Raw genomic sequence first — 11,652 nt, 5'->3', positions numbered from 1 at the left:
GTAAATGTTCGTCTCATTCAAAAAACCTCCGCAACCCCATGTTTTCACATAACTGTTGCGTTGACCAATTGAATCTACAAGCACCTGGGAGTTGCAAAAGGACGAAGTAATTAGCCCGCTTCCCGTCTACGCCTCTACGTTTGAAGGGTGGGATGATCCGAAACGCAGCGCATTTCCGCTGCAGTTGTTTGGCTTCCATTACAAATCCCGTACGCACTCCAGCTACGGCAATATCGATGTTCTGCAGGCGTCCTGCCGCCAGGAAGTGTGGATCAACCCCGTCGATGCCCAAAAGCGTGGTATTGCAAACGGCGATATGGTGCGGGTCTTTAACGACCGCGGTGAAGTACGTATTGCGGCCAAAGTGACGCCGCGGATCCTGCCTGGCGTCAGCGCAATGGGCCAGGGTGCATGGCACGATGCCGATATGACCGGCGACAAAATTGATCATGGCGCCTGCGTCAATACGCTGACAACACAGCGCCCTTCACCGCTGGCAAAAGGCAACCCACAGCACACTAATCTGGTCGAGATCGAGAAGGTTTAAGGACTAACCCATGACAACTCAGTATGGATTTTTTATTGATTCCAGTCGTTGCACCGGATGCAAAACCTGCGAACTGGCCTGCAAAGACTACAAGGATCTCACCCCCGACGTCAGTTTCCGCCGGATTTACGAATACGCCGGAGGTGACTGGCAGGAAGACAACGGCGTCTGGCGACAGAACGTTTTCGCCTACTACCTCTCCATTGCCTGTAACCACTGTGAAGATCCGGCCTGTACCAAGGTTTGCCCCAGCGGGGCTATGCATAAACGTGATGATGGTTTTGTGGTCGTTGATGAAGATGTGTGTATTGGCTGTCGTTACTGCCACATGGCCTGTCCGTACGGCGCACCGCAGTACAATGCCGCCAAAGGGCATATGACCAAGTGCGATGGCTGTCATGACCGCGTGGCAGACGGCAAAAAGCCTGTCTGCGTCGAGTCCTGTCCGCTGCGTGCGCTGGACTTCGGTCCCATTGATGAGCTGCGCAAAAAATATGGTGATCTGGCAGCCGTCGCCCCGCTGCCGGGTGCGCACTTCACCAGACCGAGTATTGTTATCAAACCCAACGCCAATTGCCGCCCGACCGGGGATACCACGGGTTTTCTGGCTAATCCAAAGGAGGTGTAAAATGGGAAATGGATGGCATGAATGGCCGCTGGTCCTGTTTACGGTGCTGGGCCAGTGCGTAGCCGGGGCGCTGATCGTAAGTGGCTACGGCTGGCTAACCACTAAAGACGATGCGGTAAAACAGCGTATTGTGCGCAGCATGTTTTTTCTGTGGCTGGTGATGGGCATCGCCTTTCTCGCCTCAGTCATGCATTTAGGTTCGCCGCTGCGCGCGTTTAACTCGCTGAACCAAATTGGCGCATCGGCGCTGAGTAACGAAATTGCCAGCGGTTCGCTGTTTTTCGCCGTCGGTGGCCTGTGGTGGCTGGTGGCGTTTCTCGGTAAAATGCCCGCAACGTTAGGTAAAATCTGGCTGCTGTTGAGCATGTTGCTGGGCCTGGTATTTGTCTATGCGATGACCAACGTCTACCAGATAGACACCGTCCCAACCTGGTATAACGGCTATACTACACTGGCGTTTTTCATGACGATGCTGCTGAGCGGGCCGCTGTTTGCCGCCCTGCTGCTGCGGGCTGCGGGTGTTTCCTGCAGCCCTGCCAGATTCGCCGGCATCAGCGCGCTGGCCCTACTGGTGACCGTGGCTGTTGTTGTGCTGCAGGGACTGTCGCTCGGCGAAATCCACAGTTCGGTACAAAACGCCGGCGCGCTGGTGCCCGACTACGCAAGCCTGCAGATCTGGCGCATCCTCCTGCTGGTTGCGGGGCTGGGCTGCTGGATATGCCCGCTTGTCCGTCGCAAAGAACCGTCCGTCGGCGGACTGGCGCTGGGCTTAGTGTCCGTCCTCGCCGGTGAAATCATTGGCCGCGGCTTGTTTTACGGTTTACATATGACAGTCGGAATGGCTGTCGCAGGTTAATTTTCGGGTGCGGGGCAACCCGCACTGTTCAGGATTGTTTGCATGACCCATTTTTCACAACGTGACAACTTTTCCACCGCAGCGCGTGTGCTCGGCGCGCTGTTTTACTATGCCCCAGACAGTGCCGAAGCTTCGGCACTGGTCAGTGCGTTAAGCAACGATGGTTGGCAGGCGCAGTGGCCGCTTGAAAAGACAACGCTTTCGCCGTTAGTTGCACAGTTTCAGGCTGAGGCCGATGAGTCTCTCCCGCAGGCCTGGCAACGTCTGTTTGTTGGCCCTTATGCGCTCCCTTCTCCGCCCTGGGGATCCGTCTGGCTGGATCGTGAAAACGTGTTGTTTGGCGACTCCACGCTGGCTCTGCGTCAGTGGATGCGGGACAACGGTATCCAGTTTGCTATGCAGCAAAATGAGCCAGAAGATCACTTTGGTTCACTACTGTTGCTGACGGCCTGGCTTGCTGAGAACGAACGCCACACTGAGTGCGAACAGCTGCTGGCCTGGCATCTGTTCCCATGGTCATCGCGCTTCCTTAATGTATTTATCGAAAAAGCCGATCACCCGTTCTACCAGGCGCTGGGTGAGCTGGCGCGTCTGACGCTGGCACAGTGGCAATCACAGTTACTGATCCCGGTAGCCGATAAGCCTTTGTTTCGTTAATTTCGTCACAGGCAGGATGCATACTGCCTGTGGTGCATCTTGTTGCGCACGCTGAGCTTTTGCTTCTGTTGTCAAATAGCCGCAAAATAAAACGTCTGAAACTTCCTCTCTGGCCACACATGCATCATTTACATGCTTATCCTGACCTGCGCGCCATGTTCCGCCGTCTGCTGATCGCCGCGTTGATTGGCGTCCTTGCTGCGCTGGCAGTCGCAGGATTTCGTCATGCCATGCTGCTTCTCGAATGGTTGTTTCTGAGCAATAACACGGGGAGTCTGGTCAACGCTGCGACAAACCTTTCGCCTTTAAGGCGTATGCTGACACCTGCACTCGGCGGTCTGGCGGCTGGATTACTGCTGTGGGGCTGGCAAAAATTTAACCGTTTACGCCCACAGGCTCCCACTGATTATATGGAAGCCCTACAAACCGACGGACAATTTGACGTCAGTGCAAGCCTGGTGAAATCGCTGGCCTCGTTACTGGTTGTCGCCAGCGGGAGCGCTATCGGACGCGAAGGTGCCATGATTTTACTGGCGGCGCTGGCGGCTTCCTGCTTTGCTCAACGCTTTACCCCACGTACAGAATGGAAGTTATGGATTGCCTGCGGCGCCGCAGCGGGTATGGCCGGAGCCTATCATGCCCCGCTGGCGGGCAGTTTATTTATTGCCGAAGTGTTGTTTGGCACGCTGATCCTCGCATCACTGGGACCGGTAGTGGTGTCCGCCGTAGTCGCATTACTCACCACCAATCTGCTTAGCGACAGCAATGCACTGCTGTATACCGTTCACCTGTCTCGGGAATTACATACTCTGGAATACGTTATGATTGTCAGCACCGGTCTGGCTGCTGGCATCTGCGGACCGCTCTTCATGTGGCTGATGACCGCCAGCCATAATGGTTTTTTGCGCTTAAAACTCTCGCCGCCGTGGCAACTGGCGCTTGGCGGGTTGATCGTTGGCCTGCTTTCATTGCTCACGCCTGCGGTCTGGGGTAATGGCTACAGCGTGGTGCAGTCATATTTACTTTCGCCACCGCTGCTGGCCGTAGTTAGCGGGATTTTTATCTGCAAATTACTGGCGGTGCTTGCCAGCAGTGGATCCGGTGCGCCAGGTGGCGTGTTTACGCCAACGCTGTTTGTCGGCTTGTCGGTGGGCATGCTGCTGGGTCAGGTATGGGGATTATGGCTTCCGGGCTCGGATGAAATTGCTATTTTGCTGGGCTTAACCGGGATGGCCACGCTGCTGGCGGCTACCACGCATGCACCAATAATGTCGACCTTGATGGTTTGTGAAATGACCGGGGAGTATCGCCTGCTCCCCGGATTACTGATTGCCTGTGTCCTGGCGTCGGTGCTGTCGCGTACGTTACGCCACGACTCTATCTACCGACAGCACGCTGCCGAGCATTGACAGACGGATGTACTGCGACAGCTCACGCTGCTCTGCACGAGGCAGATAAGGCAGTTCACCGATAAGCGGGGCAGGTAATTTTTTACCCAGCACATCAATGATTTCCGCATAATGCGCCAGCCCCGGGTTGATTCGGTTCGCGACCCAGCCAATCAGCGGCAGTCCGTCGCTGGCAATCGCCTGTGCGGTGAGGATGGCATGATTAATACAGCCTTCCTGGATACCCACCACCATCAGCACCGGCAGTTGTTCCTGCACCACCCATTCCGATAACGGACGCAGATCGTTCATCAAGCTCCGCCAGCCTCCGGTGCCTTCCACGACAACGTGATCGACTTTTTCGCTGAGGCTTGCGAGACCGTTGGATAACAGGGTGTAATTGACCGGACCACTATGCGCTACGCTACTTTCGTCTTCGCTGAGCGCAATCGGGTTGACCGCTTCGTAAGGCAGTTCGATAGTGGACACGCTTTGCAGCACCAGCGCATCTTTGTTGCGCAGACCTTCGGGCGTCTCTTTGCTGCCTTTGGCTACAGGTTTGTAACCCGCAACGCTTTTACCCCCTGACGCTAACGCTTGTAGTAATGCGCGGGAAACCACGGTCTTCCCAACAGAAGTGTCTGTACCTGTAATAAAGAAACGCTTCAGCATCACTAACTCCACCGTTATGCTTTGAAAATATAAGTCAGGAAAATAAAACAGTGGAGAAAGTCTAAGGTATGACGACCAGGATCAGCTTGAGATAGCGCAATTTTTCGTACAACAGTTAAAAAATGTTAACCCTGTAATAGACGAATCAACAAAGAACCGTTATACATCGCGTCCTTAACGAGCGCCGCCCCCGCCATCGTCCCCTGATTGGTAAACTGCGTACTTTCGACGACTATATGCTGACTGTAAGCCGGAAGTGCCTGCTGACGAATGCTGTCAGCGATGGTAGGGAACAAGATATCTGCCGCTTTACTGAGCGGAGACCCAATCAATATCTTTTGCGGGTTGAACAAATTCACCATGATGGCAAGAATTCTGCCGACGTGGGTCCCGACGCCGCTAATGATATCTTTCGCCAATAAATCACCCTGCATTGCCGCCAGACACAGTGCGTCTACCGTCAGCGGTTGTCCGTGTAAAGAAGAACTCATTGACTGCTTCAAGCGCACCTGCGCCAGTTCGAGCACGCTGTCGACGCTGGCGATCGTTTCCAGACAACCATGGTTACCGCAGTAGCAGCGTTTACCGTACGGATCCACCTGCGTATGGCCAATTTCCACCAGGCTACTGCTGCCTGCATGCAGTAAATGACCGTCAGTGATCACCCCGGCACCCACGTTATGATCGATCACCACCTGAATGACGTCGCGCGCACCACGCGATGCGCCGAAAAGCGCCTCAGCCATGGTCCAGGCGCTAATATCATGCTGAATATAGACCGGTACGCCAGTATGGTTCTCAAGCGCCTGGCCCAGCGGCATCTCTTTGACATCTTCGTAAAATGGCATGCGATGCACGATACCGTTTTCAGTATCAATAATGCCGGGTAAGGTGATGGCGATGGAGGTTAAGCGTTCCAGCTTTTGTTGATGGCGGATGAAAAACTGGTCGACCTGGGTAATAACACGTTCCAGAAGCGGTGTTTCACTGACCAGCTCCATTTCAAGACAATCTTCTACCACCAGTTTGCTGCTCAGATCGCGCAGTGCCAGAAAGATCTCGCCGCGACTGATACGGATGGATAAATAGTGCCAGGCTTCCGTTTCAACAACCAGCCCAACTGCCGGACGCCCACGGCTGCCCGCTTCCTTGATTTCCAGCTCTTGCACCAGGTGCGCTTCGAGCATTTCGCGGACAATTTTAGTAATACTGGCAGGCGCCAATTGCGCCAGGCGAGAGAGATCAATACGCGATACCGGACCCAGCTGATCAATCAGGCGATAAACCGCGCCAGCATTGGTCTGCTTAATTTGATCGATATGCCCAGGCTGACTATCAGCAACCACCACTTACTCCCTTTATTTTCGCGCTCCGAAATAATCTGCGGGCTATGGTGAAGCACTTCAATGGCTCCCGTCAACTTTTTACTTAGCCTTGTGATTTACTGCACATTTTCACTCATTTTTAAACTAAATTAATCGCCTGAACGGCCGCCAGCAGCTGCTCACGAAAACGTTGCGCGGCGTGACTTTGCTCATGATGCTTTGGCCACACTAACCACATTTCCGAGACAGCATCTTCTTCCGCTATCGGGATCCAACACATTTCATATAGCTGCACCCGTTTAAAAGAAGCAGGAAGTATAGAAACCCCTAATCCTGCAGCCACCAGCCCGATGATAGTCATCGCTTCGCCGACCTCCTGCGCAATCGTCGGTTTTAGTCCATAGCGACGCATCAGGCCAAGAATATCGTCATACAACCCTGTCCCTACATGGGGATCAAAAAAGACAAATGGCTCATTCGCCAGCTCGGCCAACGTGACCACGGGTTTTTGCGCCAACGGATGCGCGCGAGGGATCATCGCCATCAGTGGTTCATGCAGAATGATTTCACGCTCCAGCGTTTCCGGAAGCTGCGTATTGCGCAGAAGTCCCAAATCCAGCGTCCCTTCATTGAGCGGGGCAATTTGCTCACGTGTGTTCATTTCGCGGGTTTGCATATGCACTGCAGGGTAGCTTTGGCGAAACAGAGATAACGTATCTGAAACGGCTTTGATAAACGGCGCCGACGACGTAAACCCGATACGCAATTCCCCTGCTTCTCCCAAATGCAAACGCTCAGCCCTGGCGGCGGCTTCATTAACCAGTCCAAGGATCTGCCGACAGTCTGCCAGAAACTGCTTTCCAGCAGAGGTCAGCGCCACGCTACGGTTAGTTCGGGCAAGTAACCGGGCGCCAACCTGCTGTTCAAGGATCTGGATCTGCTGGCTTAGCGGCGGTTGCGAAATGTTTAATCGCGCTGCCGCCCGACCAAAATGCAACTCTTCGGCAACGGCCACAAAGTAACGTAAATGACGCAGTTCGATATTCATATTTTTAAAATATTATTTGAGATTATTAATATATTAGACAGAATATTGTGATTTTCATACTCTTAAGGCTGGTCCTGTAGATGTAATTGGATGAGCAAGGATTTCAAGTGAGCCGTACAACAACTGTCGATACCGCGCCAACAAGCGATGTTGATGAACAGATAGTTACCCCGCCGGATGGTTTTATCAAACGCGGAACATCCCCATTTATGCGTGTCACGCTGGCGCTGTTTTCCGCCGGACTGGCGACTTTTGCCCTCCTCTATTGCGTACAACCCATACTGCCTGTGCTTTCGCACGAGTTTGGTGTCTCTCCTGCCAGCAGTAGTATTTCGCTCTCCATTTCAACGGCGATGCTGGCGATAGGGTTACTGTTTACCGGCCCACTTTCAGATGCTATTGGCCGCAAGCCGGTGATGGTTACCGCGCTGCTGCTCGCCTCTTGTTGTACGCTCCTTTCAACAATGATGACCAGCTGGCACGGTATTTTAATCATGCGGGCGCTGATAGGACTTTCACTGAGCGGCGTCGCGGCGGTAGGGATGACCTATCTGAGTGAAGAGATTCATCCCAGTTTCGTCGCCTTCTCAATGGGCTTGTATATCAGCGGTAACTCGATTGGCGGTATGAGTGGTCGCTTGATCAGCGGCGTGTTTACCGACTTTTTTAACTGGCGTATCGCGCTGGCGGCGATCGGCTGTTTTGCCCTTGCCTCTGCGCTGATGTTCTGGAAAATCCTGCCGGAATCTCGTCATTTCAGACCAACGTCGCTGCGCCCGAAAACGTTGTTTATCAACTTCCGCTTGCACTGGCGCGACAGAGGCTTGCCGCTGCTGTTTGCGGAAGGTTTTTTACTGATGGGATCGTTTGTCACGCTGTTTAATTACATCGGCTACCGCCTGATGCTCTCTCCGTGGGAGCTCAGCCAGGCGGTTGTCGGTCTGTTATCTGTGGCGTATCTGACCGGGACCTGGAGTTCGCCAAAAGCAGGTTCTATGACCACTCGTTATGGCCGTGGCCCGGTAATGCTCTTTTCAACTGGCGTGATGCTGGTTGGACTGTTGATGACCCTGTTCACATCGCTATGGCTGATCTTCGCCGGGATGCTGCTCTTTTCAGCCGGTTTTTTTGCCGCGCACTCCGTAGCAAGTAGCTGGATTGGACCACGGGCAAAACGCGCTAAAGGCCAGGCTTCTTCCCTGTATCTGTTCAGCTATTATCTGGGATCCAGTATTGCCGGTACGCTCGGCGGCGTATTCTGGCACAGCTACGGCTGGAACGGCGTGGGCGGATTTATCGCCCTGATGCTGGTGCTGGCGTTGCTGGTCGGCGCACGTTTGCACCATCGTCTGCACGTATAATCCCCGATGCCCGGATTCCGGGCATCGCCTTTATGAATCAGGCAGTAACGTCTGGGCTCCCATTTGCAGAGCAATAACCGTCCCGTTCATCACTATATGCAGCATGATCGGCATCAACAGGCCGTTGCTTTTCAGTCTGGCGATGATCAAAACCTGCGACACAAGAAACAACATCAGCAACGTACGTAGATCCACATACTGCGTATGCATGATGGCAAAAATGACCGATACCACCACTGACGACAGCCAGGTTTTATTATTGAACCAGTACTGGAACGCGTTGAATAAACAGCCTCTGAAAACAATTTCTTCATAAACTGGCGCAATAAATATCAGAGTCAACGTAGATAACCACAATGCGTAACTACTTAAAGATATTTGGCTGGTCACCCACGCTTCGGTTTGTCTGAGACCCAAAATCAATGGCAGGATAAGCTGAATAAACAGCAGCGCCGCGAACAAAATGGTAAACCACCTGGCGTTGAAAATGCCTTTGCCCAGCCCCTCTCTTTTTCTGAAGAAGAAGTAATACAGCGGAACCAGCACAACAAATTCCAATGCAAACAACAGCGGGAAAAGTAGCCCTTTGGCAAGCAGGTCCTGACTCGCGGGGAAAAACAACGGGGTAAACGTGAGACCAAACATCAGTAAAAACATTGAAAAGCAGCCAGCTACTGCTTTGGTCCTGGCGATATACAGGTTGTCGGCATCCTGTGACATACAATCTCCTTGCGCTCATCGAAGATAAGTTGATGAATTACTGATACATGATAAAAATTCTCATTATCACTGACAACCTACCAACTTTTACGCAATGCCCATTGGGGCAATGCCAAAACCCTCTTTACTCCGGAACTTCACCGTCAACTACTCAGGGGAGAATCCGCCAGCGGCAACGAAAAACGGAAGCAGGCCCCTGCCGTTGAGCTAACCAGGCTGATATCCCCTCCATGCAGCTCGAGCATTCTACGCACGATCAGTAAGCCCAAGCCGCCGCGCTCAGCCCTCTGCTCACGGGGAACTAACGCGGTCGGGCGCTGAAACAATACTTCTCGCACAGCTTCTTCTACCCCAGGCCCGCTGTCCTGCACTTCGGCTAATAAACGGTCTGCATCACGCCAGACTTTTAGCCGCACTTCACCTCCGTCAGGCGTATGACGGATAGCGTTATCCAGCAGATTCGTCACAACTCTTTCTATCATCGATAAATCGGCATTCACCAGCGGTAACGGCCCCATTACGTCAAGGTGCAACTGCAAATGACGCGTGGCAACAGGGAGATCAAATTTCTGTGCCACATCCTGGATCAATTCACCAATAGCAAAACGTTCACGCTGCGGTTTTATACCGCCATGCTCCAGTCTTGCCAGCTCAAACAGCTGTTGTGACAGATGACGAACTTTATGTCCCTGGCGCAGCGCGATACTAAGATAATGCCGGTTTTCCTCCGGCGTCATCGTATCGGCTTTCAGCGACAGCATTTCCAGATACCCCAGCAATGAAGTCAGCGGCGTGCGTAAATCGTGCGAAATATTGGCTATAAACTCTCTGCGCTGACGATCGCTGTCCGCTAATAGATCCCACTGCTGCGCAATTTTCTGCGCTAACTCGATAAACGCATTGTTCAGCAACGCAATTTCATTTGCCGGGGCCGGATCGGGATTTTTTTGCGCCAGCTGTTTGATGACGCTAATGCTGTCCTGTTCCAGTTTGACCACCTGCCCAGTCAACCTTTTCACTGGATTCGTCACCCATCGCCACACCAGAAAACCTGCAATTCCGCCGGCTAATAAAACCAGTATTAACGTCCAGGCCACGGTATTCCAGAGCGTTTTTTGCCAGGCGGTATTCGCCAACATATTCAGATCTTCGCCCTGCAGAATAATGTACAAATAGCCATGCAGCTCACCGTTATATAAAACCGGCGCGGCGCTGAATACCTTTTGCTGGCTGCTGCGCGGATCGTTGCCATATACGGGCAACGCATCTGAGTTAAGGAAATCCTGAATCGGCTGCACGCTAATTTTCTGCCGCTGGATATGCCCCGGCGGTGCGGCATCAGCGAGTATTTCACCTGATGGTGAAACCAGATACAGCTCCACGCTGGGGTTGAGCGTCATCAGGTGATTAAACAATCCTTTTAAGGTCTGGCGATTAACCTGCCCGCTGGCATCAATAAGCGACTCACTTTTGACAATCTTGCTCGCCAGCTCCAGCGAGAGCCTTTGCACCATCGCGTCGCCATATTGTTTGCTACTGCGAACCTGGACAGCACTGACGGCAACCGCACAAATCAGCATAATGGCGGTAAAGACCAGAGTCAGACGCTGGCTCAGCGACAGGCGATAAATCATGGCTGATGCTCCGCATTAACCGCAGCAAGCTTATAGCCTCGTCCCCAAACCGTGAGAATAATTTCCGGCTCCGCAGCATCCTTTTCAATTTTGGTCCGCAGACGATTAATATGACTGTTCACCGTATGCTCATACCCTTCATGCTGGTAGCCCCACACCTGATCTAACAGCGCCTGGCGCGAAAAGACCTCGCCTGGATGACGGGCGAAAAAATAGAGCAGATCGAATTCTCGCGGTGTCAAATCGAGGGATTTACCATGCAGCCGAACTTCCCGGGCTAAAGGGTCAATCTCTACGCCATGAACGGTGATAATCCCCGCCTCCATACGCAGGTTCTGACTCATCGCTTCCTGACGGCGAAACAACGCCTTCACCCGAGCCATCAACTCCAGCACCGAGAAAGGCTTGGCCAGATAATCATCGGCCCCCATTTCCAACCCCAATACACGGTGCGTTTCGCTGGTCCGGGCGCTGATAATAATAACGGGCAAATAAAAACTCATTTGGCGAATGCGACGACAAATCTCCAGCCCGTCGACACCTGGCAGCATCAAATCGAGGATAACGGCATCCCAAACGTGTTTCTCCAGTTGTTCAAGCGCTCGCGTGCCGTCCGCTTCATGAACTATCTCGTAACCCTCATCCTTCAGGCTAAGCTGCAAAAGTGAGGCAATATCGCTGTCATCTTCCACCAAAAATATCTTTTTCGCGCCTGCCATCAGTGTCATCCCCCTCTCGTCGTGCTGAAAGCTTACCTCAGGCAAGGGGCGGAAGTTATCACAAAATTTTTAACTTTTCGTGAGGATCCAGGGATAC

11 protein-coding genes and 1 pseudogene are annotated in these 11,652 nt (G+C 52.9%); 6 read left to right on the top strand and 6 right to left on the bottom strand.

The annotated features are described in order from the left end of the window. Positions 1 to 70: 70 nt before the first annotated feature. The 5 genes and pseudogenes from OGV85_RS17620 to clcB form a co-directional block, all read left to right on the top strand. Positions 71 to 547, top strand: a pseudogene (locus OGV85_RS17620) (molybdopterin dinucleotide binding domain-containing protein); the annotation flags it as partial. Between the two features lie 10 nt (positions 548 to 557). Then, positions 558 to 1,175, top strand: coding sequence for a DMSO/selenate family reductase complex B subunit (locus OGV85_RS17615; protein WP_061548247.1), 618 nt, complete (start codon positions 558 to 560; stop codon positions 1,173 to 1,175). A gap of 1 nt (position 1,176) precedes the next feature. Next, a complete protein-coding gene (locus OGV85_RS17610; RefSeq protein WP_061548246.1) occupies positions 1,177 to 2,031 on the top strand; it encodes a dimethyl sulfoxide reductase anchor subunit family protein in 855 nt (284 codons plus the stop codon). A 42-nt stretch (positions 2,032 to 2,073) separates the two neighbouring features. Further along, positions 2,074 to 2,688, top strand: a complete 615-nt coding sequence (gene dmsD / locus OGV85_RS17605; protein WP_003028918.1) for a Tat proofreading chaperone DmsD — start codon at positions 2,074 to 2,076, stop codon at positions 2,686 to 2,688. Positions 2,689 to 2,807: 119 nt separating this feature from the next. Continuing rightward, positions 2,808 to 4,097: a voltage-gated ClC-type chloride channel ClcB gene (gene clcB / locus OGV85_RS17600; RefSeq protein WP_032933007.1), complete on the top strand. Its 1,290-nt coding sequence runs from the start codon at positions 2,808 to 2,810 to the stop codon at positions 4,095 to 4,097. On the opposite strand, the gene bioD is transcribed toward clcB, so the two are convergent. The 3 genes from bioD to ynfL form a co-directional block, all read right to left on the bottom strand. Continuing rightward, entirely contained in the window at positions 4,053 to 4,748 is a 696-nt protein-coding gene (gene bioD / locus OGV85_RS17595) for a dethiobiotin synthase (protein WP_003028922.1), read from the bottom strand. The two genes, clcB and bioD, sit on opposite strands and share 45 nt — an antisense overlap. 125 nt (positions 4,749 to 4,873) lie before the next feature. Continuing rightward, positions 4,874 to 6,094, bottom strand: coding sequence for a sugar metabolism global transcriptional regulator Mlc (gene mlc, locus OGV85_RS17590; RefSeq protein WP_003028923.1), 1,221 nt, complete (start codon positions 6,092 to 6,094; stop codon positions 4,874 to 4,876). A gap of 118 nt (positions 6,095 to 6,212) precedes the next feature. Beyond that, the gene (ynfL, locus tag OGV85_RS17585) at positions 6,213 to 7,121 is read right to left on the bottom strand and encodes a multidrug efflux transcriptional activator YnfL/SxtR(Kp) (RefSeq protein ID WP_003028924.1); all 909 of its coding nucleotides are present in this window, start codon (positions 7,119 to 7,121) and stop codon (positions 6,213 to 6,215) included. Between the two features lie 107 nt (positions 7,122 to 7,228). On the opposite strand from ynfL, the gene ynfM reads away from it, so the two are divergent. Next, positions 7,229 to 8,482, top strand: a complete 1,254-nt coding sequence (gene ynfM, locus OGV85_RS17580) for a multidrug efflux MFS transporter YnfM/SxtP(Kp) (protein WP_003028925.1) — start codon at positions 7,229 to 7,231, stop codon at positions 8,480 to 8,482. Between the two features lie 30 nt (positions 8,483 to 8,512). Here ynfM and OGV85_RS17575 read toward each other — a convergent pair whose 3' ends face one another. The 3 genes from OGV85_RS17575 to OGV85_RS17565 all read right to left on the bottom strand — a co-directional run bounded on the left by OGV85_RS17575 (position 8,513) and on the right by OGV85_RS17565 (position 11,555). After that, entirely contained in the window at positions 8,513 to 9,202 is a 690-nt protein-coding gene (locus OGV85_RS17575; protein WP_003028926.1) for a CPBP family intramembrane glutamic endopeptidase, read from the bottom strand. A gap of 143 nt (positions 9,203 to 9,345) precedes the next feature. Next, positions 9,346 to 10,836 carry a sensor histidine kinase gene (locus OGV85_RS17570; RefSeq protein WP_003028927.1) on the bottom strand — a complete coding sequence of 497 codons (1,491 nt, stop codon included), beginning with the start codon at positions 10,834 to 10,836 and terminating at the stop codon, positions 9,346 to 9,348. After that, positions 10,833 to 11,555, bottom strand: a complete 723-nt coding sequence (locus OGV85_RS17565) for a winged helix-turn-helix domain-containing protein (RefSeq protein WP_003028928.1) — start codon at positions 11,553 to 11,555, stop codon at positions 10,833 to 10,835. Before OGV85_RS17565 ends, OGV85_RS17570 begins: the two co-directional genes overlap by 4 nt. Positions 11,556 to 11,652: the final 97 nt, after the last annotated feature.

It is taken from the genome of Citrobacter sp. Cf132, from assembly GCF_030333885.1.
GTDB classification, from domain to species: Bacteria; Pseudomonadota; Gammaproteobacteria; order Enterobacterales; family Enterobacteriaceae; genus Citrobacter; species Citrobacter freundii.
Note: the sequence above shows the minus strand (reverse complement) of the source record. Positions and strands in the feature narration are given on the sequence as shown.